At 22.3% G+C, this 25295-nt stretch carries 31 protein-coding genes; 6 read left to right on the forward strand and 25 right to left on the reverse strand.

Going from position 1 to position 25295, the window contains the following annotated elements; translation table 4 throughout:
* Positions 1-89: 89 nt before the first annotated feature.
* Positions 90-848, forward strand: coding sequence for a hypothetical protein (locus tag AAHM89_RS02080; protein WP_342266806.1), 759 nt, complete (start codon positions 90-92; stop codon positions 846-848).
* 4 nt (positions 849-852) lie between these two features.
* On the opposite strand, the gene AAHM89_RS02085 is transcribed toward AAHM89_RS02080, so the two are convergent.
* Together AAHM89_RS02085 and AAHM89_RS02090 are read right to left on the reverse strand one after the other, a co-directional pair.
* Positions 853-1830 (reverse strand): IS3 family transposase, encoded by a 978-nt coding sequence (locus AAHM89_RS02085; RefSeq protein WP_342265776.1) that lies wholly within the window; start codon positions 1828-1830, stop codon positions 853-855.
* Between the two features lie 310 nt (positions 1831-2140).
* Positions 2141-3307, reverse strand: a complete 1167-nt coding sequence (locus tag AAHM89_RS02090) for an Mbov_0401 family ICE element transposase-like protein (RefSeq protein ID WP_425289696.1) — start codon at positions 3305-3307, stop codon at positions 2141-2143.
* Between the two features lie 57 nt (positions 3308-3364).
* On the opposite strand from AAHM89_RS02090, the gene AAHM89_RS02095 reads away from it, so the two are divergent.
* Entirely contained in the window at positions 3365-5071 is a 1707-nt protein-coding gene (locus AAHM89_RS02095) for a hypothetical protein (RefSeq protein WP_342266808.1), read from the forward strand.
* A 236-nt stretch (positions 5072-5307) separates the two neighbouring features.
* On the forward strand, positions 5308-5514 hold the full coding sequence (locus AAHM89_RS02100; RefSeq protein ID WP_342266809.1) for a hypothetical protein: 207 nt from the start codon (positions 5308-5310) through the stop codon (positions 5512-5514).
* On the opposite strand, the gene AAHM89_RS02105 is transcribed toward AAHM89_RS02100, so the two are convergent.
* The 4 genes from AAHM89_RS02105 to AAHM89_RS02120 form a co-directional block, all read right to left on the reverse strand.
* Positions 5511-7538 carry a hypothetical protein gene (locus AAHM89_RS02105; protein WP_342266810.1) on the reverse strand — a complete coding sequence of 676 codons (2028 nt, stop codon included), beginning with the start codon at positions 7536-7538 and terminating at the stop codon, positions 5511-5513. The two genes, AAHM89_RS02100 and AAHM89_RS02105, sit on opposite strands and share 4 nt — an antisense overlap.
* A complete protein-coding gene (locus AAHM89_RS02110) occupies positions 7489-8730 on the reverse strand; it encodes a hypothetical protein (RefSeq protein WP_342266811.1) in 1242 nt (413 codons plus the stop codon). Before AAHM89_RS02110 ends, AAHM89_RS02105 begins: the two co-directional genes overlap by 50 nt.
* Before the next feature lie 17 nt (positions 8731-8747).
* Positions 8748-8870 carry a hypothetical protein gene (locus AAHM89_RS02115; protein ID WP_255495924.1) on the reverse strand — a complete coding sequence of 41 codons (123 nt, stop codon included), beginning with the start codon at positions 8868-8870 and terminating at the stop codon, positions 8748-8750.
* Between the two features lie 531 nt (positions 8871-9401).
* Positions 9402-10520 carry an Mbov_0401 family ICE element transposase-like protein gene (locus AAHM89_RS02120; protein WP_342266812.1) on the reverse strand — a complete coding sequence of 373 codons (1119 nt, stop codon included), beginning with the start codon at positions 10518-10520 and terminating at the stop codon, positions 9402-9404.
* Positions 10521-10817: 297 nt separating this feature from the next.
* On the opposite strand from AAHM89_RS02120, the gene AAHM89_RS02125 reads away from it, so the two are divergent.
* On the forward strand, positions 10818-11153 hold the full coding sequence (locus tag AAHM89_RS02125; protein WP_342266813.1) for a hypothetical protein: 336 nt from the start codon (positions 10818-10820) through the stop codon (positions 11151-11153).
* On the opposite strand, the gene AAHM89_RS02130 is transcribed toward AAHM89_RS02125, so the two are convergent.
* The 4 genes from AAHM89_RS02130 to AAHM89_RS02145 are packed head-to-tail and all read right to left on the reverse strand — an operon-like array spanning position 11154 to position 15897.
* Positions 11154-13181 (reverse strand): hypothetical protein, encoded by a 2028-nt coding sequence (locus AAHM89_RS02130; RefSeq protein WP_342266814.1) that lies wholly within the window; start codon positions 13179-13181, stop codon positions 11154-11156.
* Entirely contained in the window at positions 13132-14373 is a 1242-nt protein-coding gene (locus tag AAHM89_RS02135) for a hypothetical protein (protein WP_342266815.1), read from the reverse strand. Before AAHM89_RS02135 ends, AAHM89_RS02130 begins: the two co-directional genes overlap by 50 nt.
* A gap of 20 nt (positions 14374-14393) precedes the next feature.
* Entirely contained in the window at positions 14394-14516 is a 123-nt protein-coding gene (locus tag AAHM89_RS02140; RefSeq protein ID WP_255495924.1) for a hypothetical protein, read from the reverse strand.
* A 4-nt stretch (positions 14517-14520) separates the two neighbouring features.
* On the reverse strand, positions 14521-15897 hold the full coding sequence (locus AAHM89_RS02145) for a hypothetical protein (RefSeq protein ID WP_342266816.1): 1377 nt from the start codon (positions 15895-15897) through the stop codon (positions 14521-14523).
* 28 nt (positions 15898-15925) lie between these two features.
* On the opposite strand from AAHM89_RS02145, the gene AAHM89_RS02150 reads away from it, so the two are divergent.
* Positions 15926-16144: a hypothetical protein gene (locus AAHM89_RS02150; protein WP_342266817.1), complete on the forward strand. Its 219-nt coding sequence runs from the start codon at positions 15926-15928 to the stop codon at positions 16142-16144.
* A gap of 159 nt (positions 16145-16303) precedes the next feature.
* The gene (locus tag AAHM89_RS02155) at positions 16304-17281 is read left to right on the forward strand and encodes an IS3 family transposase (protein ID WP_342265776.1); all 978 of its coding nucleotides are present in this window, start codon (positions 16304-16306) and stop codon (positions 17279-17281) included.
* Here AAHM89_RS02155 and AAHM89_RS02160 read toward each other — a convergent pair.
* From AAHM89_RS02160 to AAHM89_RS02230, 15 genes are all read right to left on the reverse strand, one after another.
* Positions 17278-18015 (reverse strand): hypothetical protein, encoded by a 738-nt coding sequence (locus AAHM89_RS02160; RefSeq protein ID WP_342266818.1) that lies wholly within the window; start codon positions 18013-18015, stop codon positions 17278-17280. The genes AAHM89_RS02155 and AAHM89_RS02160 overlap by 4 nt on opposite strands.
* Positions 18016-18018: 3 nt before the next feature.
* Complete coding sequence (locus AAHM89_RS02165) at positions 18019-19737, reverse strand: hypothetical protein (RefSeq protein ID WP_342266777.1); 1719 nt, start codon at positions 19735-19737, stop codon at positions 18019-18021.
* 15 nt (positions 19738-19752) lie between these two features.
* The gene (locus AAHM89_RS02170; protein ID WP_342266770.1) at positions 19753-20937 is read right to left on the reverse strand and encodes a hypothetical protein; all 1185 of its coding nucleotides are present in this window, start codon (positions 20935-20937) and stop codon (positions 19753-19755) included.
* 18 nt (positions 20938-20955) lie between these two features.
* Positions 20956-21330: a hypothetical protein gene (locus AAHM89_RS02175; protein ID WP_342266776.1), complete on the reverse strand. Its 375-nt coding sequence runs from the start codon at positions 21328-21330 to the stop codon at positions 20956-20958.
* Between the two features lie 17 nt (positions 21331-21347).
* Positions 21348-21533 (reverse strand): hypothetical protein, encoded by a 186-nt coding sequence (locus AAHM89_RS02180; RefSeq protein WP_281748210.1) that lies wholly within the window; start codon positions 21531-21533, stop codon positions 21348-21350.
* Position 21534: 1 nt separating this feature from the next.
* Positions 21535-21723: a hypothetical protein gene (locus AAHM89_RS02185; protein ID WP_174481134.1), complete on the reverse strand. Its 189-nt coding sequence runs from the start codon at positions 21721-21723 to the stop codon at positions 21535-21537.
* Between the two features lie 35 nt (positions 21724-21758).
* Positions 21759-21917 (reverse strand): hypothetical protein, encoded by a 159-nt coding sequence (locus tag AAHM89_RS02190; protein ID WP_174480221.1) that lies wholly within the window; start codon positions 21915-21917, stop codon positions 21759-21761.
* A 16-nt stretch (positions 21918-21933) separates the two neighbouring features.
* Entirely contained in the window at positions 21934-22758 is an 825-nt protein-coding gene (locus tag AAHM89_RS02195) for a hypothetical protein (RefSeq protein ID WP_342266819.1), read from the reverse strand.
* An 11-nt stretch (positions 22759-22769) separates the two neighbouring features.
* Positions 22770-23006 (reverse strand): hypothetical protein, encoded by a 237-nt coding sequence (locus AAHM89_RS02200; protein WP_174480108.1) that lies wholly within the window; start codon positions 23004-23006, stop codon positions 22770-22772.
* Positions 23006-23167 (reverse strand): hypothetical protein, encoded by a 162-nt coding sequence (locus tag AAHM89_RS02205; protein WP_338978831.1) that lies wholly within the window; start codon positions 23165-23167, stop codon positions 23006-23008. Before AAHM89_RS02205 ends, AAHM89_RS02200 begins: the two co-directional genes overlap by 1 nt.
* Positions 23168-23170: 3 nt before the next feature.
* A complete protein-coding gene (locus AAHM89_RS02210; protein WP_342265856.1) occupies positions 23171-23464 on the reverse strand; it encodes a hypothetical protein in 294 nt (97 codons plus the stop codon).
* A gap of 2 nt (positions 23465-23466) precedes the next feature.
* Positions 23467-23931 carry a hypothetical protein gene (locus AAHM89_RS02215; RefSeq protein ID WP_342266774.1) on the reverse strand — a complete coding sequence of 155 codons (465 nt, stop codon included), beginning with the start codon at positions 23929-23931 and terminating at the stop codon, positions 23467-23469.
* Between the two features lie 2 nt (positions 23932-23933).
* A complete protein-coding gene (locus AAHM89_RS02220) occupies positions 23934-24134 on the reverse strand; it encodes a hypothetical protein (protein WP_342266773.1) in 201 nt (66 codons plus the stop codon).
* A complete protein-coding gene (locus tag AAHM89_RS02225; RefSeq protein ID WP_342265862.1) occupies positions 24127-24405 on the reverse strand; it encodes a hypothetical protein in 279 nt (92 codons plus the stop codon). Before AAHM89_RS02225 ends, AAHM89_RS02220 begins: the two co-directional genes overlap by 8 nt.
* Positions 24406-24573: 168 nt before the next feature.
* A complete protein-coding gene (locus AAHM89_RS02230) occupies positions 24574-24825 on the reverse strand; it encodes a hypothetical protein (RefSeq protein WP_342266495.1) in 252 nt (83 codons plus the stop codon).
* Positions 24826-25295 lie beyond the last annotated feature (470 nt).

Genomic DNA, 25295 nt, shown 5'->3' on the forward strand with positions numbered 1-25295 from the left:
AATTTACTTTTTTATTTATATAACTTTCTTTTTTTAAAATTTGTATTTCTTTAAATAAATTAGAGGTGTTTTTATTATAAACACTATATATGTTTAAAATAAGAATATCAATAATTTGTTTTAATAATAATGTAAAATTAATTTACAAAAAATTTAATAAAATTAAGGAGAGATTTTATGGGGCAGTTTTGGCTGGTGGATTAATCGGGGGTATTATAGCAATTTCTGAAATATTAGTTCAAAATGAGGGGGTATATCAAGAAAAATTAAATATTTTTAATTGACCTGAATCTTATGGTGCAATATCAACTTTATTAAATATAAATAATGATTTATATGTCGGAACTAGTAATGGTGTATATAAAATTAAAGATAATGCAAGTAATACAAAAGATAAAATAATAACACCAATTAATGGTATTAATGGTTATATTTCTAGTTTAGTTGTTACTAATGATGGAACTGTTTATGTAGCAACTTTTGCTAATGGACTTTTTAGATATTCTCCTGAACAAAATATTTTGACACAAATATCAGAAATAACAGGAGAAGTTTATAGTTTAGTAGCTATGGGTAATAATGTATATGTTGGAACAAGAACTTCTGATTGTTATGGTAAGTTATTTATGATTGAATCTAATAAAAAAGTATCAGAAATTAAGGATTGAATTGAAACATATGGTGAGGTTAGAAGTTTAGCGGTTATTGATAATGATTTGTATATTGGTACTAAAACTGGTACATATACTGGAAATTTATTAATATTTAAGCCTAATGGAATATTAGAATTGTTAAAAAAATGGGGAGCGGGTGGTTGGCCCTTAATTACTGGACCATTTTTGATATAAAATTCTAAATTTTAATTTGTAAAATTGGTGGTTTTAGAAATTTAGAATGTATTCTTTCATAATTATAAAACATAACATATTGATTTACATCATTTATAGCTTCATTGATGGATAAATATTGATTTGATCCTTTAGGTAGTCATTCTTGAGATAAATGAGAAAATCAGTTTTCAGATAATACATTACCACCAATATCATAAGGTTGTTTTTTGCTTAAAATTATTTGTTTATCCTCTGCTCATTTTGTGATATCCTGACAATAAAATTCGTTGGCGTTATCTGAATGTAAAATAACATTTTTTACTTGATTTCAAGAAAATTGTTTGTTGATTTTTTCAAGAGCAGGAAGAATTAAATCCTGATATGATTTATTAGGAGCAATATTATAACTAACAACATTATTTGAATAAAAATCAATAATTACAAAAAGATATAATCATCCTTCTTTAGTATTTATTTGTTTAGTGTCCATTGATCAAATTTGATTTGAAGAGGTTGTACTTTTATAATCTTTGTTTACTTTATCCATTGTAGGTATTCACTTATTTGGATTTTTTTTGTTTTTAGGATAGTTATTTTTAGTTTGTTTTAATCCTTGAATATTGTGTTCTTTCATAATTTTTCGCATTTGTTTTATTGATAATTCTATATTTAAAATGATATTTTTTTCTTGTTTTAATCACTCTTTAAAAGCTGAAAAAATTCTTAAATATCCATAAATTCTGCCTTTTCTTGTAGAATGAAATTCGATTAAAAGTTGGCATATTTTTTGATATTTATGATTGCATTTAATAATATGATTTTCTTCTTTTTTAATAGGTTTTTGTTTATTTTTTAAAAAGTAATATGTTGATCTGTTTAATTGAAGATATTGACATAGGTTTCTAATTGAATATTGATTTTTACAATCATCAATAATTTTAATTTTTTCTTTGATATTTAATTTGTTAATTACTAATGCTATTTGTTTAATTTTATCCATTAATAAAAATCCTTTCAGGTTAAAATTAGTGTTAATTATATAACACAATTGTTTTTAGAATACATTCAGGTTTTTTAAATTAATGGTCTAGTAAAAAGGGCTAAGTGGCGCGTACCGATGTTGTCAATAATATTCAAATTTGTCTTAAAATTATAAAGTTAGACGAGAATAATTTTGACTTCAATATGCAATTGTATGTTAATCTTAACACTTGAAAAATATTAGTTAATAATAATACTTACTTTTATAACTCAAAAATTCTTATTAAAGTAAATTTTAATAAGTTTTATTTTTAAATTTTAGTTTTAATTTATAATAACTGTATGGCTGTATTTATTTGATAGCATTTAAAATTAACCATTTTTGTATACATATCAATGTTATAAGTTCTATCGCCAATCATATGCTTTAAAATTTGTTTAATATTAGTTTCAGTAAAGCAACCAATATTCTCAACTAATGCTTGGTTTAATACACCATCTTTTGCATTAATAAAATAACCAACTTTTAATTTTTTATATTTTAAAGTTAATAACTGTAAAAAATCAATTAATTCATAATATTGACCTTTTGCAAATAAATTTATTGCATTTTGATAGTGTAAATTAGCAATTTTATCTTTTTTTCTTCCTGCCATTATCCCAAGAAATAAAACATGAAAAGCATGGAATTTATCTAAAATAAATTTAGCATTTAAAATTGTAGCAGTTTTTCTAATTCATTTTGCACTATCTCCACAAACTATTAAATTTGCTTTGTCAAAATTTTCAAAAAATAAATTACCATATTTTTGAATAAATTTAGCTGTTTTTTCTGCACCAATTTCTGTTTTTGATATTCTTATTTTGCATACTGCTCTTTTATTAATTAATTTTCCATTTTTCTTTTTACCAGTACAAAATACTAATAATCTCATAGAACATTTTTTACAATTCTTAGTATTGTGTTTTTCATTAAACTTAAATTTTCTATGTCCATCATCAATATTTATATATAAAGTTTGATTTGGTTGTAATACAATTTTAGGAATATTAGCTTTTGGTAATTCAAATTTTTTATATCTTCTACAAACTGTACTAGTACCTATTAAATCTTCAATAAAAGTATCACAAACATCACGGTATTTTTTACCATCAGCAAAATATTTTAAAATTTGTTTAATAACATCTGGTGCTAATTTACTATACTTTTTAACACCAAGATAGTTATCTAGCAATGAAACAAATTCCTTTTTTTGTGTTTTTGGGTTATAATATGTACAAATACGTCGTTTATAATTTAATAAACCTTTTTTTGTTTTTAATTTTCTTTTTCTAAATCTATATGATTTATATACAGATTTATCACATGTATTTCATAAATAATCATCTATTTTTTTAAATAATTCTTCTGTTTGTTGTAAATTTAATTCATCTTGATTAAAATAGTGTTTGTCTCAATCAAAATGATTAGGGAATGGTAGTGTTAAAATTTTTAATTTTCCTTTCTTTTAAATAATTTAATTTTAACTTATATATGTTAATAAGGAGTAAATATGGCTTTTATCACTAGTTATGCACAATTAAATAAAAAATATAATCTTAATTTTAGTGATAATAATTATGGTTTTAGTTGAGATATTTTTAAAAAATTTGTTGGTGATGAATGAGCCGAATATTTTACTACTAATTGTTTTTATCGTTTTATACCAACAGCACGTGGAACAAGAAAAACTTGAAATTGCTTAGCATTTGATTTATTTATATGTTGTAATTTTAGTGATAGTAGTGTTCAAGAAGTAAGAAGATATGAAAATACTCATAGTGAAACTACAATTGGTGCTTTAATGAATGTTTGTCAAGTTTTATTAGATACATATAATATTAATTTACTACCTAATAATCCACATGGAATTAAATGAAAAATTACTAAGGATGGTGGTTGTATTATTTTTCCTAATAATCAACAAATTGACTTTATTGGTTATGCTAATGGTAATAAAATTTTTGGAAAAGAAGCGGGTGGGTCAAGTTTTTTAGGTTCAAGAACAGATGAAATAATCATGGCAGAAGAAAAAGAAACGTTAACAGAAAAGCAATTAACATATCGATATGAACGTTTACAAAACTCTATGTTTAGAAGTAATCGTATTAAAGTATCCAAAGAACCTATTAAAGAATGAAGTTGAACTTTTATTGATAATAATATATATAGTCCTACTTTTGGAAAATTGATTACTCGCTATTTTTATAAAAGTTTTTTTATTACTTTTACATGTAATCCTTATGATAAATATCATCCATTTTATTTAAAATACTGTACTCCCTTTTTACCTTTAAATGATGAAATAATTGAAAATCTTAAAAAAATTGGCAAAGTTTATTATGAAAATAAAGATATATTTAGTGGTTTAGGTTTATTTATATTAAGATTTACTATTCAACCATTTTGAAATAAATTACCAGACATTCAAAAAAGAACATTATTGGAAATGAAAAAAAGTAATCCTGATGAATTTAATACTGTTTTTTATGGTTTTGAATTTTTAGATAGTGATGCTACAATTTTCCCATTTCAAAAAACAGTAAAATATTGACAAAAATATGATTTAAAACAATTTTATAATCAAGAAAAAGAAATGTATAAATTTGATTTTTATAGTGTTGGTATTGATTGAGCTACGGGACCAAAAGACCATACTGTATTTATGGTAGTTGGTTTTAAAGAATATAATAATACTGATTATTATGATGCATATATTATTTGTGAATTAGTAGTTACTCCAAATGACTTTATAAATGAAAATGAAAAAATTAATGCTTATGTTAATGAAATTTTAGGATTAATGGATAATTTTGAAAATTTTGAACAAGCAATTTATTTTTATGATGATAAAGCACGAACTGCCATGGATTGATTAAATCAAAAATTAATAGATGAACATAATACTATTTTAATAACACAAACTGCTATTAAACATGCTTCAAATTTAAATCAAGAAGCCGGATTAACTAATAGAGTAGTTTGAATGAGAAATATTATGAGTTATGGAAACTTTTATGCAAATAAAGATGATTTACCAAAGACTACTCAATGTTTAGAAGAATTACGTTATGATGAAACAAAAACTAACATTCCTGACAAAAATATGTATCAAGACCCATATGATGCATTGTTTTATGCACTGTATCCATACAAAAATGTAATTAGGGGTAAAAATAATGCTACTGTGAAAAAAAGTATCTTCACATTTGCTATATAATAAACAATTTCAATATAATTAATAGTATAGGTATCACAAAATAAACGCCTTTAATTTAGGCGTTATTTTCCATTTAAAAGCATACTTGTAAAAATAATCAAAAATAGTACAATTTAAAAGTAAAATCAAGGAAAAAAGGAGTAATTTAATATGAAAACATGAATAAAAACAAATTTAAGTAAAATAACATTAGCATTAGCACTAACTGGTGCTACAACCGAACAATAGGATTAATCATGGGGGGTGCTTACCCCCATAATGTAGGTACTAATGTTAAGCATTATTTAACACGAAATGGAGAAATGGTATATGGAACAACTACTATTTGAGTTAATACATATACAAGTGAAAATATTTTTCAATTATATTTTTCTAAAAAACCGAAACATGAAGATGATATAAAATGAGATGGTAACTATCCTGATTGATATTTTGATAATTAAATTTCTACATTTATATAAGAAATATTCTCATTATATTTATCAAATAAATTAATATTTTGTAAGTTTATTTCTTGTTTATCAGTTATTAAAATTAATTCATAATTACCAGCACCAAATATACCACTAATTTCAATCCGATTTAAGTTATTAATCGGATTTTCAATTTGTAATTCAAATTCATCATTATTATCAATTTGTGAAATTTCTTTATAAAATTCTAATTTAGAAAATAATTGAGCTTTATTTGAACCGTATAAATTTAAAGCATTTTCAATTTTATTGTTACTAATAATTGCTTTTGTAAAATACTTTCCATACTCACCATTACCTAATGTTCAATCAGCAGGAATTAATGACGGAATATTATTACTTTCTAATTCATTTGTAATAGATAATCAATTAAACTGGTTATCATCAAGTTTAAATAATTCATTTTGACTAATATCATTGTTTTTCAATTTAATGTTATTAATATCAGTAAAATCAAAATATGGAGATTTTAATATTACCTTTACATCTTTAAATTGTCAAATATCTATTTTACTAGGTTTAATTGGACTTGATTTTAATTCAAAATAATAAGGCAATAATATTTTATTATCATCATTTAATCCTTTATTAATTGATAATGATGAATAAATATATTTTGATAACATAATAAATACTTGTTTAAATATTTGTATTTGTGGTAAGTTTATATAATTTGGATATTCAAACTCTCATTGTTTAAATAAGTTAGTAATTATTTCATCGGGTTTTTGCCCTGAAAATGTATCACGTAATTCTGCCATTTTATTTGTTGGCTTACCTTTATCATCATATTCTGCACCTTTAAAATTTCTATTATAGTTATATGTATAACTTAGCATATCTAATAATAATTGTTGTAAACTATCATTAGTTGGTGCGTCTTTAATTTCTATTTCAATATCATCAAATTTATTATTAGTTGCAACATATTGATAAAATTGACTTTCACCTACAAAATCTCAAACTTCTTTATCTTTTAATTCTTTTTGACTTTTTAGTGGTCATTTGCCACCTAAAACATTACTAAATTCATATCCTAATCAAGCATGTGTAACTCTTGCATTTTTAATAACTTCTCTTCTTGTTATATTACCACTACTAATTTTAATTAAATCTAAAACTGATTTTTCTTGTCCAATAAATTGTTTTGCTAAATTTCAAGGTAATATTTGTTCACTAAATCATTGTTGTAATATTCTAACTTTTGGTTGAGTTTCAATAGGCATTGATAATAGCGGAAATGCTATCTTATCCTTGATAAATAACTTTGGGTATACTTCCATATTATCAACTTCACCAAGTACCTTTATATTGCCAAAAATCATGCTTCTAGGGGCTTTAATTTTTAAACCAATTACTTTTGTATCTTTATCTAATGGTTTTTGCAATTTAATAATGATTGGATAACCATCTCTTGTTTTAAAATCTTTAATTTTAATAATAGTTATACTTTTAGTACTTCTTGTTTTTGGATTTTGATAAGGTTGTGAATAATTATTAATGATATATAAATTATCAATATTAGTTTCTGTTAAAGGTTCATTAATAGATACAGCATATAACTTAAATTGATTTAATAAATTTATTTCTTGAAAAATTAAATTTTTAATATCAGTCATACTATATTCAATAGTATTATCATTAATATTAGTACTTGCTCTTTGATTTAATTGCATAGTAAAGTCTGATGTTTCAACAGCAGTAGTTTTTAATACTTTATCAATATCAATAAAACCTATTTTAATAGTGTTTGCTGAAAATTTTAAAGTATTATTTTCATTATTTTTAAATAAACGTTCAATTTCATAAATATAAATTGTTCTTTTTTTAAATTCATCATATGCTCTATTAATATCAGGGTCACTAGTAGCACTCATCATATTAGTAAAATCATAAGGAATATTATCAATTAAATAATCATTTTCTACTTCTGCTTGATTAAGTTTAGTTTGTTTCTGTGGAAACTTCGTTTGTGGTTTGTTGTTGTTTTCCATTGTTCTCTCCTATTAATTGGTTATTTTCGGGATTAAATAATTTTAATTTAATAGTTAAATTATTAATTTCTTGTTCATCATTAATATTAAATGTTTTACTATTTAATAAATCTTTATCTATGCTTACTAATATTTGAATAAATTTAAGAATATCAATATTAAATTGTCATAATTTTTGTTCAATATAATTAATAGTTGAAATATTTACAGCTGTACTTTCGGGTACTGATTGTTGTGCAGATTTCTTTTGACTTGGTATATGAATACCACAACGTTTAAATATTTCATTAACATTTCAATCGTATATATCAGTTAAATTTTTACCTTTAAAATTACTATTTGTCATATTGATATTTTCATTTTGTTCATTATTATCTCCACCACTTTTAAATATGTAGTTTTTAGTAACCAAAGTTCTTACTGCATCTTCTAATGCTGATTGAACATTACCATAAGTTTGACTAAATATAAATTTGGGTGAATTTAAAATTGTATCTAAAACAATTTGTTCATAAATAACATCTAACGCTTTAATTTTATCCATTACTTTATTACAATCTGCTAATTCATTTGCTTTATTTCTCATAATTGCTATTGGTATATAATTAATATTTAGTGTTTGTTCTTGTTCTAAATTAGGATTATTACTATGTGTTCTGAAATCTAATGGAAATTGTTTTTTATTATCACTAATACTATAAATTGCACGATTAATAGTTACTTGTTCATTATTTAATGTATAAATTTCAAATAATCTTACCATTTGTGCATTTTGCTCATAACTATCATAAAAAATAGTGCATTGAATTAATTTACCAGTAATATCATAAACTCTTTGTTGTATATCAACTACTTGAAAATATAAGTCATCATTAGCAATAAAAATTAAATAACCACTAATTCCTAATTTACTTAACTTAAAAATAGAATTTCATTTTTTTCTATAAAATTCTTGTTGAATTAAATATTGTTTAATAGTTTCATTATTTATTTCTAATGGAGCATTATATAAATTAGCATTATTTTCTGCTACAAAATCAGTAAAATAAGTTTCATGATTAAAATCATTAAAACCAAAATAATTTAAAATTGAAGCATGAGTACTTTTATTTTTATTAGTTAAAAATTTTACTTTTTCATTTTGATTATCATTAATATTACTTTTATCTTTTCTAAAAAATCTACCTAACATAATATTCACCACCTTTTTTAAAATATTTGATTAATTTTCAATATTATTTTTACAATGATAAATATAATTAAACCAGCAGTTGCTGATGATAGAATTACTCCAATTAAACCTAAAATAATCTTTATAATTTTAAAAAACATAATATTATTCCTGTAATTCTTCTAATTTTTTAAAAATATAATCTCTACCCATACCCCACATTATTCTATTGTTATAAATATTAATTTCAGTTTGTTGGTTATTGTTATTATTCGCTATTCATAAACTACTTTTTACAACACTTGTATCTAATTGATAATAAAAATTAATTATTTGTCAACTATAATTTTTATTATTTTCTTTACTTGTATAATCACCATAACTTATATATATTCTATAATGTGTTTTATCTTTAAATATATATTTTATAAAATTTTGATTATTATTTTTGGGACGGTAACAAAAACGGAGGATATAATTACTTTTTAAACATTTCTTTTAAATTATAGACAAGAAATAATTGTAATTATATGCAATTGTAAATGAATTTTACTACTAAATTAAATTAATTTCAATTAAAATACAAATATTAAAAAAATCACTAAGAAAATTTAATATTTATACACAACAAAAATTCTTATTAACTTTTAATTAATAAGTTTTTAATATTTTAATAAAAATAAAAATTTTGATTATGTTTTACAATTCACAAGATTACACTTAAAAATAACCATTTTAATATAAATATCTATGCTATATGTTCTATTACCAAGCATTTCTTTTAAAATATATCAAATATTACTTTCAGCAAAAGTACCAATATTTCATTTTGCACCTTGATTTTCAATTCCTTGTTTATTATTTTTAAAATATTGTTTTTTTAATTTTTTATGATTTTTTAATATTTCATTCATATACTTTATTAATTCATCAAATTGACCATTTTCAATAAACTTTCTACAAGTATTATATTCTTCAAAATATTTTCCCTTGTTTCCAGCAATTATTCCTACATACAACTTTTTAACTAAATGAAATTTATCTAAAACAAACTGTGCACCAAGATAATCAGCAACATCTTTAATTCACTCTGCACTATCTCCACAAATAATGATTTTTGCTTGGTCAAAATTTTCAAAAAATCTATTTCCTTGTTCTAAAATAAATTCAGCAGTTTTTTGAACTCCAATTTTAGTTTTTGTTGGTCTTATTATTACATCTACTCTTTTATTAACTAATTTATGATTAACATTATCTGTACAAAATAATACTAAACGCATTGAATATTTACCAGAATTTCGTTTAAATTTTCAAAACTTTCGATGTCCGTCATCAATACTAATATAAATAAATTGATTTGGTTCTAATTTTATTTTAGGAACATCTAATTTATTGACTTGATATTCTTGAAATACTCTTCCAATACTTGTTGTACTAAATTTTGTTTGTTTCATAGTATGTAAAATATCACGATATTTTTTTCCATCTGCAAAATGTTCAATAACATTATTTTTGATATCTTGACAAGTTCTTTTGTATTTAGGTAATTGCAATTTTTCATCTAATAAACAAATAGGAACTCATTTTTTTAATTGTTCATCATAATATTTATAATCACGACATTTATAAGCAACAAGACCATTGATAGTATTTCTAGTTCTTGTTTTAATTTTAACGGGGATATATTTTCTATCTCTTTCTTTTAAGATTCTTCAATCTGTTTTTTCTCATTGATTTTTTATATCCTCTTTAAATGATTGATACATTCTTTTAGTTGCTTCATTTAAAGTTCATAAGTAATTAAAACTCATATTTTTTCTCCTAACTTTTTTTAAATTTTAAATTTATTGTAAATATATTTAAAAAATTAATTTACTTAATTATTATATAAATATATAAGTGTTATTTTAAATAAAATAAAAAATATTTTAAAAACAACTTTCATATTTTAAATATAATAAACAATTTCAATATAATTAATAGTATAGGTATCACAAAATAAACGCCTTGTATTTAGGCGTTATTTTGCATTTAAAAGCATACTTGTAAAAATAATCAAAAATAGTACAATTTAAAAGTAAAATTAAGGAAAAAAGGAGTAATTTAATATGAAAACATGAATAAAAACAAATTTAAGTAAAATTACATTAGCATTAGCATTAACTGGTGCAACAACTGGAACAATAGGATTAATCATGGGGGGGATGCTTACCCATAATGTTAGTGGAGTTAAATATTTTTTAACTCCACATAAACAAGTTGAATGAGGTGTTCAAAAAATATGAATGTCCGATATTCATAAAATTTCAGTTGATATTAGAAGTGAATTTAAAATATATTTTGCTGATACTCCTAACAAAACAGAATTTTATAATGGAGGAAATACTATTGAAAGAACAGATATAGCATGAGATGGTAACTATCCTGATGGATATTTTTGATAATTAAATTTCAATATTTATATAAGAAATATTTTCATTATATTTATCAAATAAATTAATATTTTGTAGATTTATTTCTTTTTTATCCGTTACTAAAATTAAATCATAATTTCCAGCACCAAATATTCCACTGATTTCAATACGATTTAAATTATTAATTGGATTTTCAATCTGTAATTCAAATTCATTAATATTATCAATTTGTAAAATTTCTTTATAAAATTCTAATTTAGAAAATAATTGTGATTTATTTGAACCATATAAGTTTAAAGCATTTTTTATTTTATTTTTATCAATCATTACTCTTGTAAAATACTTACCATATTCACCATTACCTAATGTTCAATCAGCAGGAACTAATGATGGAATATTATTACTTTCTAATTCATTTGTAATAGATAATCAGTTAAATTGATTATCATCTAACTTAAATAATTGATTTTGACTAATATCATTATTTTTTAATTTAATATTATTTATATCTGTAATATCAAAATATTCAGATTTTAATATTACTTTTACATCTTTAAATTGTCAAATATCTTTATTACTGGGTTTTATTGGACTTGATTTTAGTTCAAAATAATAAGGTAATAATATTTTATTATCATCATTTAATCCTTTATTTATTGATAATGATGAATAAATATATTTCGATAACATAATAAATACTTGTTTAAATATTTTAACTTGTTCTAAATTAATATAATTAGGATAATCTAACTCTCACTGTTTAAATAAATTAGTAATTATTTCATCAGGTTTTTGCCCTGAAAATGTATCACGTAATTTTGCTATTTTATTTGTCGGTTTTCCTGTTTTTTCATCATATTCTGCACCTTCAAAATTTCTATTGTAATTGTATGTATAACTTAGCATATCTAATAATAACTGTTGTAAACTATCAATTTTTGGTGCATCTTGTATTTCAATTGCTATACTTTTAAATTGATTATTTGTTGCAACATAAACATATCATCCCTCATTACTAAAAGATAAAACTTTTTTATCTTCTAAATGTATTTCATCTTTTAATGGTCAATTACCATCTCAAACAGCACCCATTTCTCAACCTAGTCAAGTATCAGTTACTCTTGCATTATTAATAACTTCTTTTCTTGTTACAGTACCAGTACTAATTTTAATTAAATCTAAAACTGATTTTTCTTGTCCTATAAATTGTTTTGCTAAATTTCACGGTAATATTTGTTCACTAAATCATTGTTGTAATATTCTAACTTTTGGTTGAGTTTCAATAGGCATTGATAACAGCGGAAATGCTATCTTATCCTTGACAAATAACTTTGGGTATACTTCCATATTATCAACTTCACCAAGTACCTTTATATTGCCGAAAATCATGCTTCTAGGTGCTTTAATTTTTAAACCAATTACTTTTGTATCTTTGTCTAATGGTTTTTGTAATTTAATAATAATTGGATAACCATCTCTTGTTTTAAAATCTTTAATTTTAATAATAGTTATGCTTTTAGTACTTCTTGTTTTTGGATTTTGATAAGGTTGTGAATAATTATTAATGATATATAAATTATCAATATTAGTTTCAGTTAATGGTTCATTAATAGAAACAGCATATAACTTAAATTGATTTAATAAATTTATTTCTTGAAAGATTAAGTTTTTAATATCAGTCATACTATATTCAATTGTATTATCATTAATATTAGTACTTGCTCTTTGATTTAATTGCATAGTAAAATCAGATGTTTCAACTGCAATAGTTTTTAATACTTTATCAATATCAATAAAACCAATTTTAATAGTATTTGCTGAAAATCTTAAACTATTATTTTCATTATTTTTAAATAAACGTTCAATTTCATAAATATATATAGTTCTTTTTTTAAATTCATCGTATGCTCTATTAATATCTGGGTCACTAGTAGCACTCATCATATTAGTAAAATCATAAGGAATATTATCAATTAAATAATCATTTTCTACTTCTGCTTGATTAAGTTTAGTTTGTTTCTGTGGAAACTTCGTTTGTGGTTTGTTGTTGTTTTCCATTGTTCTCTCCTATTAATTGGTTATTTTCGGGATTAAATAATTTTAATTTAACTGTTAAGTTATTAATTTCTTGTTCATCATTAATGTTAAATGTTTTACTATTTAATAAATCTTTATCTACGCTTACTAATATTTGAATAAATTTAAGAATATCAATATTAAATTGTCATAATTTTTGTTCAATATAATTAATAGTTGAAATATTAACTGCTGTACTTTCGGGAACTGATTGTTGTGCTGATTTTTTTTGACTTGGTATATGAATACCACAACGTTTAAATATTTCATTAACATTTCAATCGTATATATCAGTTAAATTTTTACCTTTAAAATTACTATTTGTCATATTGATATTTTCGTTTTGTTCATTATTATCTCCACCACTTTTAAATATGTAGTTTTTAGTAACTAATGTTCTTACTGCTTCTTCTAATGTTGATTGAACATTACCATAAGTTTGACTAAATATAAATTTAGGTGAATTTAAAATGGTATCTAAAACAATTTGTTCATAAATAACATCTAATGCTTTAATTTTATCCATTATTTTATTACAATCTGCTAATTCATTTGCTTTATTTCGCATAATTGCTATTGGTATATAATTAATATTTAGTGTTTGCTCTTGCTCTAAATTTGGATTATTAATGTATGATTTAAAAGGTAATTGAAATTGTTTTTTATTATCACTAATACTATAAATTGCACGGTTAATTGTTACTTGTTCATTATTTAATGTATAAATTTCAAATAATCTTACCATTTGTGCATTTTGTTCATAACTATCATAAAAAATAGTACATTGAATTAATTTACCAGTAATATCATAAACTCTTTGTTGTATATCAACGACTTGAAAATATAAATCATCATTAGCAATAAAAATTAAATAACCACTAATTCCTAATTTACTTAATTTAAAAATAGAATTTCAATTTTTTCTATAAAATTCTTGTTGAATTAAATATTGTTTAATAGTTTCATTATTAATTTCTAATGGAGCATTATATAAATTAGCATTATTTTCTGCTACAAAATCAGTGAAATAAGTTTCATGGTTAAAATCATTAAAACCAAAATAATTTAAAATTGAAGCATGTGTACTTTTATTTTTATTAGTTAAAAATTTTAATTTTTCACCTTGATTATCATTAATATTATTTTTATCTTTTCTTTTAAATAGACTTATCATAATATTCACCACCTTTCTTTTTAAAATATTTGATTAATTTTTAATATAATTTTGACAATAATAAATATAATTAAACCAGCAGTTGCTGATGATAGAATTACTCCAATTAAACCTAAAATAATCTTTATAATTTTAAAAAACATAATATTATTCCTGTAATTCTTCTAATTTTTTAAAAATATAATCTCTACCCATACCCCACATTATTCTATTGTTATAAATATTAATTTCAGTTTGTTGGTTATTGTTATTATTCGCTATTCATAAACTACTTTTTACAACACTTGTATCTAATTGATAATAAAAATTAATTATTTGTCAACTATAATTTTTATTATTTTCTTTACTTGTATAATCACCATAACTTATATATATTCTATAATGTGTTTTATCTTTAAATATATATTTTATAAAATTTTGATTATTATTATTTTTATCTGTTATAACTTCTCCTACTTCTTTTCATTGTGAAATATTTGGAGTTGGTGTTGGAGTATTTGGTAATTCAATATTAATCTCATTATTTTTTAATTCATTTATTTTTAAAGTATGACTTGTAATTTTTATAGGTTGAATAATATCTACTTTAACTGTATTTTGTAATTCTTCTAATGAAAAAATATTTGCATATTTTTCATTTCCACCTTCTAAAATTAATTGTCATTTATTAATATCTAATAATTGTAAATATAAAATACATTCTTCATTATTAATTAAACCTTTTGTAAGAAATATTTTAATTCCATGATTTCCACCTAAATAATTACCTGTTTTAAATTCTACTGTTATTCTTGTATTTACTTGATGAAATGGTGGAGATTCCCATGTAATAATTACTCTATAAAGAGTATTAAAAGCAAGATTAAAATCACCATATTTACGATTATTTATACTTTTACCTATTACTTTTCAATTTTCTTTAACTTGTTTTTTATTTATTTCATTAACAGCACCAACAATATTTTTATTATTAGTTTCTAATCTTCCATAAGTATTATTAAGCAATAATGAGATAGCAAGAGAACTATTTGAACTATCATTTATTCATAATTGGTCTCTATCATCTTTATATGTAAAATATCCTTTCATAAAAACAGATTTTTTATAATAATCAGATAAATCTACTTTACCACCAGTAGCACTAATTTTATTATTTTCATCAATAGTTATATTAGTACCAGCAATTAATTTATCTTGTTTTTTATCTAATAAATTATTAGTTTCTAGTTTTGTATAATAATCACGTTCAGTACTTTCTTCTGCTATAAATTCAGTTGGTGCACCTTTTCCTATATATTGATATATTTCTTCTATATCACCAATTAAGTTAATTTTTCCACGTTCAGGGTAAGAATTACCTCCACCACTAAATTTTTTATTTCTATTGTTATAGTAAATAGTTCCGGTATTTAAAATTTTTTTATTTTGGATTTGTTCACTATACGTCATGGAATCAACATTTAACAATTCAAATTCATTAAAAACATTATTTAAATAAATTTTAATTACTTTATAAAATTTCATAAAATTATTTTCTGTTGAATATTGATAAATGATTTTAATAAAATATCATTTAAATGTTTCTATATTATTATTTTCAACTTTTTTTCATAAGGGACTAGTTTCAATATTAAATCAATTATTTTTAACATCATTAATATTTTCATTTGCTTTAATTAATTCATTATTTAATTTGGTAATTTCATTTTCATTTGTAGTAATTCGTTTTTGTTGTTTAGCAGAAAAATCACAAGTTGGTGCATGTGTATAATCACCAATTTGTGGATTATTTTGTAATGCTTCGGGTGGTAATGGCCACTTGCCACTTAGCCCTTTTTACTAGACCATTAATTTAAAAAACCTGAATGTATTCTAAAAACAATTGTGTTATATAATTAACACTAATTTTAACCTGAAAGGATTTTTATTAATGGATAAAATTAAACAAATAGCATTAGTAATTAACAAATTAAATATCAAAGAAAAAATTAAAATTATTGATGATTGTAAAAATCAATATTCAATTAGAAACCTATGTCAATATCTTCAATTAAACAGATCAACATATTACTTTTTAAAAAATAAACAAAAACCTATTAAAAAAGAAGAAAATCATATTATTAAATGCAATCATAAATATCAAAAAATATGCCAACTTTTAATCGAATTTCATTCTACAAGAAAAGGCAGAATTTATGGATATTTAAGAATTTTTTCAGCTTTTAAAGAGTGATTAAAACAAGAAAAAAATATCATTTTAAATATAGAATTATCAATAAAACAAATGCGAAAAATTATGAAAGAACACAATATTCAAGGATTAAAACAAACTAAAAATAACTATCCTAAAAACAAAAAAAATCCAAATAAGTGAATACCTACAATGGATAAAGTAAACAAAGATTATAAAAGTACAACCTCTTCAAATCAAATTTGATCAATGGACACTAAACAAATAAATACTAAAGAAGGATGATTATATCTTTTTGTAATTATTGATTTTTATTCAAATAATGTTGTTAGTTATAATATTGCTCCTAATAAATCATATCAGGATTTAATTCTTCCTGCTCTTGAAAAAATCAACAAACAATTTTCTTGAAATCAAGTAAAAAATGTTATTTTACATTCAGATAACGCCAACGAATTTTATTGTCAGGATATCACAAAATGAGCAGAGGATAAACAAATAATTTTAAGCAAAAAACAACCTTATGATATTGGTGGTAATGTATTATCTGAAAACTGATTTTCTCATTTATCTCAAGAATGACTACCTAAAGGATCAAATCAATATTTATCCATCAATGAAGCTATAAATGATGTAAATCAATATGTTATGTTTTATAATTATGAAAGAATACATTCTAAATTTCTAAAACCACCAATTTTACAAATTAAAATTTAGAATTTTATATCAAAAATGGTCCAGTAATTAAGGGCCAACCACCCAATTTCATCAGGTCAATCTAAAATCATTGTTTCAGTTTCTTTATCATAATCTGTTGCAACATAACCTTTATTAATAAATTTACTAACAGGACCTCTATATATTTCATTTTCATTATCATCAACTAAATCATCATATAATTTAATTTGTTTTGATAATGTAAATTCTTTTTGTTGTTCAATTAATTCATCAACTTGATTTCTAGTATAAAATGCTTTTAAGTCAATTTTTTCAACATCTATTTCATCATCATTATAACTTGAAAATATTTGTTTTAATTCTGTTAATCTTGCTCATATTTTCATTCTACTAGGTGCTAAATCTCAAACATTAATCGTAGGAGTACTATTTGCACTAAATTGAGTACCATTATTAAATTGAATAGTAGCATCAACATTAAATTCAATTGGTGTACGATTAAATACTCAATGTTCAACCATAACATAAACCATATCTCTTAATGTTTCTTTAATTAATTCATCTTTAAAACTATCAAAAGGAAATTTAGATAAAATAAAATCAAGATAAGCATTAATATCATTTTGCGCGCGAATAGCAAAAGTTTTAAATCAATCATTAACATTTGGTCATGTTTTTATATATTGCTGTGGTGTTTCTGTAATTTTTCCAGTTAATGGATATCAGTTATTATAATTTTCAAGACTGACATCAGTTCAAAGTTTATTAATCATAATTTATCATTCCTTAAAAAATGCTTGTTTATAATGATGAGTATGTTTTTTTGTTTTTTTATGTGTTATATGTTCAATTTCTTTTTGTATTTTATTTTTACCTTTTTTTAATTTTTTCTTACCTTTTGCTATAACTTGACTATATGCAAACTTTTCTAAATGATGTAATAATCCAGTACCAAATAAAGTATTAACTGAAAACTTTAAACCAACATTTTTAAATGATTTGTTAATATTTTCAATAGGATTATTAATAACATTTACTACTTTATGATAAGTTCTAATAGTTCTAAATATTTCTCTATATACTTTAAAACTATCTCTAATTACTTGTTGAACCACTGGTGGAGCAAATGCTATTGCTTTTAATCATTTATTATGATTAACACCATAACCAATGTATCAACCACTATATCAACGATATCAATGAAATGGATGTATTTGAGTAACAAAAGTTTTTGCTTTAAGAATACTATCAACAACTGTAATTGGTTTATATTTAGGATTGCGATGATAAATGGTAATTGCGCATTTATCTAATGATAAAGGTTGAATTTTACAACCCATAAATACTGGTGAATTTAATGGAATTAATTGTGCATGTTTAATTGCTCTTTTTTCTGCACTAGTAAATAAATCAGTTACTTTTTCTTTTAATTTATTAATTTTTTCAAATGCTTGTTTTTCTAACTTTTCAAATTTTTCTTGTAATTTATATATACTTTCTCTTATTTTTTCAAAATATGGTGTTTCTTTTCAAAATTTATTAAAACCTTTTTTTAAGTAAAATCTAATATCAAAATATTTAAAAGTTTGATTTGCTTTTAAAACAAGTTGATGAATAACATTATTTTTAAAATCAAATTTAATAGCATTAGCACGAATTTTTTGTAAATCTAAAATTAAAGTTTTTCCATATCTATTTTCTGTATGTATTGTATGAACTAAATTTAATCAATCATGCTGATTCATAGATAGTACTTTTTTTAAATCAGTATTAAATTTTTTTAAAAAGTTATTTGCTTTTTCGATATCTTTAATTTTAAATTTAGGAGTTAATTGTGGACTTAATTTTATTAATGTATTTTGTAATAATAAGTGTTCCATTAATTTTTCTGTTTCTAATTTTTGAAAATTATTCTTATATTGTCTTTCAGCAACATAACCTAAATCTCGTAATACTGTTTCACGATTAGGAGTAAAACTATAATTCATTAAATAACGTTTATTACCAATAATTTTATCTGTTAAAATTTCTTTTCCACTTACTTGACTAATAATTTCTTGTAAGTTTTTTGCTTCTTTAATACCAACTTGTTCTAATGTTTTAGTTTTTTGTGCTAACTTAATAAATTTAGTAGTGCGATAACCACGACTAATTTTATTAAGTCCAGCAAATGCAGGTAATAAATTTAAGAAAGTATTTAATTTTGTTACATTTCCTTTTAAATAATCATAAACTTGATTAATAGTAAAATCAGTTAAAAATTCTACACCAACAGCACTAATACTAGCAACTAAATCACTTGCACCTAATCCAAGTGCTATACTTTCACTTAATCCACCAGTAAAAGGAGCAAGTGCTACTGCAATTACTTGTACACCAATCATTTCTAAAATTTCTCATCAAAAACTTTTATTTTCTTGTTGGTTACTTGTTCTAGTATGTTTTGGTTTATTTATGTTTAAAAGTATTGCTGTACTAGTTGTACCAATTGGCATGGCATTTAATTTCCTTTATTTAAGAGTTATTTTAATTGGATTTGTTGAACCTTTATAATTTAAATCATTAACATTTGAAGAAATAACTATGTATAAGTCACCCGCTTTTTGTTTTTGATTACTTACATTAGTTTTTCCTTGTGCATCACTAAAATATTTAATAGTTGGATTTGTTAAATTTGGATTTAATGATTTAAGTTCATTAATACTTTTTATTTGTGTATTTAATTCATTGTTATTGTTATTAACATTTGCAGTAATATTTGTTGTTAAAACTGTAATTTTAGTTTTTAAATCATTTTTTTCTGTTTTAATAACTCCACATAACATTCATCTTGATGTTGTTTCATTATTAGAAATATATGGTATTGCTTCTCCAACAACTTCACCAGCAACTTTATATGCTCTTCCTGCTTTATCATCTTTAATAAAATCTACATAAATAACTGTATTTTCTATCATGTATCTTTTCATCGCTCTTGGTGTTGCTAAAATAAAGGTCATTAATTGTTGTTCATTTTTATCATTAGTAAAAATCATATAGTCATCAAGAACGATTTCGCATAATACACCTTTTACATATAAATTATTTCCATTTAAACGTAATTGTTGTGCTAACTGATTATCGGTAATTAAACCTTTATTATCAGCTAAATAAACTAAACTATCATAAAGACCATTAGTAATAAAAAATTTACTATTTGCAATGTTTCTAAATTGAAACAAAGTATTTCAAGCAGATAACATTGATTTTAAATAGCCTACTGGTGTTGTATCTTCAATATCGATTTTAGTAGCAAATTTTGCAATTGCTTGTGTATCATCAATTGCTAATTTATCTGCTAAATCATTTGCAACTTCATATTGCATACTATCTAATAAATTTTGTCCATTATTTGCTTTTAAATCTACATCTGCAATAATTTCTCCTGCAAGATATTTTTTAGTTATTTTTTTACTAATTTTATCTGTATCAACATATGGTAATTCATATCTTTTACTTTTATCATCCCAAGCAATAATTTTTACTTCCGGTTTTTTTGGTTTTTTAACAATAAATTCAATATTTACTGAGTCAACAATTTCAGTAGGAAAAAAGTTTGCCCATGGACTATTTGAAATTTTAAAAAACTCTATAAATTCTGGTGCTTCTACTAATCTCTCTGTATTGTCTAAATTTTGATTAAATGGTACTGACATTTTATTTCTTCCTTTCGTTTATAAATAATTTTTCTTTTTATAATTAATTAAAAAATTTTCTTTATCATTTGGTTTATTATTAATAATTATTTGTTTATTACCACCTGTATTAATTGTTTGTTTAAATACTGGTTGTTCTTTAATCATTTTTTTAATAGTTTCTTCAATTTTTGAATTTTCTATATTACTTGTTTTAAATTTTAAAAAATCATAAAATTCAGTTTTAACTTGATATTTTTTAAATATATTAATCATTTCTTTTTCTTTAATTTCTTGATTAAGTTTATTTAACTTATTTTCTGCTTCATTAACTTTATTTTCTATTTCTTGTTGAGTATTATTTTCATTTAAAGGTTCAGTTGTTTGTTGAACATTATTTTCATTTTCTAACATTTAACATTCTCCTAATCTTATCCCAATAATCAATCTTTAACTAATTGTGGCATTTCACTTATTAATTTTTTATAATCATTAACTGCGTTTTCTAATGTATCAATATCAGAAAATTTAAAACAATTATCAATATGTAAATCAAAATCTCTATCAATACTGATATCTTGTTTTCTATATTTTTCATTAAATTCAATTTTTGTCATATTATTTTTCTCCTTTATTAATTTTTTCGTTTAATTTTGCTAATTTTTTTTGATGTTTTATAATTTTGTTATTTGCTCTAACATGTTTTGGAGTTGTGATAAATCTTTTTAATAAAACAATAATTTCTCTGCATATTAATGTTCCAACACTTGTTCCAATAATTATTAATTCATGTAAAAATTCTTTCATTTGAATATTTTCCTTTCAATTTTTAATTTTTTTAATTATTCATCAAATTGCCCACCATTAATTCTTTCAATCATTGATTGTGAATTACTTATAATAGTTACTAATAAAGAAATTTCTTTATTTAATTGTTCCATCCTTTCTTTATGTGTTTTTATTTCGTGATTATAATATTCAATTAATTTTTCTTTATTCATAAATTACTCACCTCCTTTATAAACTCATGTGATTATAATCTCAATTTAATGAAGCATTATCGTGATTTAATGCTACTTTGCTCATATTATCACTACCGTATTGACTAGTTGTTTCACTATTAATTGTGAATCTATTATCATTTACTAATCTTGCAGTTTCATCATTAAATGATGTTTCTTGCATTTCTTGAATATGATTTGTAGTTTCAATAGGTAATAAATTATGGATTATTTCACTTGCACCAGCAACTATGGTAGGTACTGCATAAGCATTCATAAAATCATTATTAATACCCATAGCAACCCCACTTGATATTAAACAACCACCAGTTGCCATATTACAAATTTTTCTTATTGCTTCAAATTTATTAGGTATTAACTCAGTTAATCCACTAATAAGATTTGAAATACCATAAGTATTTAATGAAATATAAGTATCTCAATCCATTAATGACTGATGTTCTTGTTTATTTAATAGTAATCATGGCGGACCTTCTGTTGTGGTTGTAGTAGTTATTGGAATTGGTGTTATTGGAATAATAGGATTAATATTATTTTCTGTTCATTTACTATAATTTGCTAAACCAATTGTTCCTAATCCTAATGCTATTTTTTTAGAACTATTAATTAATTTAGTTTTAGTATTTGGTCTTTGATTTAAATTTCAAATATCTAAACCTAATTTTTTACCAAATAATAAACTATTAATTGAACCTAATATTGGATTAGCAATTACTTGACCATAATAAGCACTTGTACCAATCATTGCACAAATAGGACTTATACCAGTTCTAATTAATTTAGTTAAAGTATAATTTGATTGATTTTCTATATTTGGCATTTTAATCTCCTTTAATTTTCTAATTTTTTAATTGTTACTTTAATTCAACCTTGATAAACATCATTATCACCAACTATTAATGCAACATTACTTTCGGGGTCAGAAACAATTATGTGTTTTGATTTAACATTTGGGTATTGTCTTAAAATAATTGCTCTAATATCATTACTTGTATGAATTGCTTTTGGAAATGGTGATAATATTTCAATTTCATCTTTATTTTCAAACAAAGTAGGTAATATTATCATTAATTATTCTCCTTATTTTTAATTTGATTAGAAATTTCACTTAATATTTTCAATATTTTATATTCATTTTTTAAATCTTTAATTATATAAATTAAAAATATTATTAGTGTTATACTTGTTATTAATATTGGTGCTATTAATAAAATTTTTCATAATATCATTTTTTACTCTTTTCATTTTTTAAATCATTTAACATTGATTGAACAAAATGCACGATTTTTAGGAATGTTTAAAGTGTTAAAGATTTGACCAGTTACAATAATTTCATCGTTTTTGTTTAATAAAATACATCGGTTATAAAGTTTTGGTTTATTAAAAATTAAAGTAACATAATTTAATCCATTTCATTGACCACGAACACTATAATATAATTCCTTATTACCTTTTTCGTAATATTTTGCTTCAATAGTGTTACTCAGTTTTACTGTTAATTTGACATAATTTTCTTTATCTTTCATTTTTATAATTTCCTTAAATAATTATCAAAAATTAATATTTTTTTATGATTTTTTAAATAATATTGAATATGCTTATAAGCATCTTGTTCATGTTTTGTTAATTTTATATTTCCTTTATAATTTGTTATTTTATTTTTATTTTTTGGGTGGTTTTCTAGATAATCTCAGTTGAAAACATCTTGTACTAATACCATTAATGCACCAATAATTTTAGGTGTTGCTAATGGATTAGTTAATAATTGTTTTGAACTTAAAAAGAAATTTTCTACAATAACTAATATTTTTTTATCAATAAATTTTTCTTTAATTAATTGCATTTTTTCTTTATACATATTTTTAGTTCATAAAACAGTTAATGTATTAAATGTTTCATTAAAAACAATATTATTAGTTTCACTTGAATATATAACCATTCCATTACTACCTATTCCTGCTGGGTCAATACCAATAATTAAGTCATATTGCATTATTATTCAAATTCACCATTATCGATTTTTTTAATTAATGAATAATATATGGCATCAACATTTGCACTTCTATATCCATCATTTTCAATTTTATTTTCTAAATATGTAATGAATTTTGCTTTATTAAAAGAATTATGGTATGGAGAATCACAAATTCCAGTAGTATTTTCAGTTAAACTTTTACATGTAATACATCTAGTCATTATCAAATTCACCATTTTTTATTTTTACTAATAAAATATTTAATTCATTAAATAATGATGAATCAGCACGATACAAATTTTTATCTAACATTATTTTTTCTAATTCTTTAATTAATTTTTCTTTATATTCATTAATTATTTCTTTTTTAAAATCTTCTTTTAATTTTTCTATATTATTTAAATGTTCTTCTGTTATTTCTTGATTACGTTTTTTATTATATTTATTAATAATTTCTTGGTCTTTATAAGAAAATATTTTTTGTTTATTCATATTTATATCTCCTACTTAATCTAACATTTAAAATACAGTCATAACAAATTGCTTTATTATTTTTGTCTCTTAAAAAGTTTTGTCTTGTTTTTATATCATTAGTATTAAAGAATAAATAATCTAATTTATGTTGTTTACAAGTTCAACAAAAATACTTTTTTTTCATAATTAATCACTTCTACATCAATCACAAACATATCCAAATGGTTTTGTATAATCCAAATGTTCATCAATATCATAATCATCTTCAAATTTTCTAATATCATGTTGTTCTGCTTCTAATTCTGTTTTAAAGCGATAAAGCATTTGGATTTTGTCATCTTCATATAATTCATTACATTCAACACATCTTTTTCTTCTTTTTTTAATTTTTTTATCAATCTTTCTTAGTGCTTCATAATCAAGAATTTCTATTACCATAATAATCCTTTCCTAATATGTTCTGTTGCTTCTAGCATAAAGAACATATATTTTGATTTTTAGGTTATTAATAATACTACTATTCGTTTTATTCATTCCAGTAATTCTGGGCTCAAAAATAAATTGTGAAATTTTAAAAAGAAATCGAGGCATTCGATTCAATATTTATTTAATTTGTGTTAAACAAATTAATATTTTAATTGAACCGGCACCGCTCAATTTTTTTTACAAGTTTGAAATTTATTTTCTCGCCCAAAAAAATTTTTTAAAAAAAAATAAAAAATAAAACCAACACTTGCTCACTGGGGAGTGGCAAGGTTGGTTAAATAAAGAATAGAATTAATACAATAGGTCCCTACAACAGGTCTATATATACTAGTTTCCAATTCGCTCCCACCCCAAGAATTACCATTAATGGTTAGTATATTTTATTAGGTATCACTCCACTTTTTATTTATCCATGCAAGTCC

Origin of the sequence: Spiroplasma endosymbiont of Villa modesta, assembly GCF_964030925.1 — a bacterium.
Taxonomy (GTDB): domain Bacteria; phylum Bacillota_I; class Bacilli_A; order Mycoplasmatales; family VBWQ01; genus Spiroplasma_E.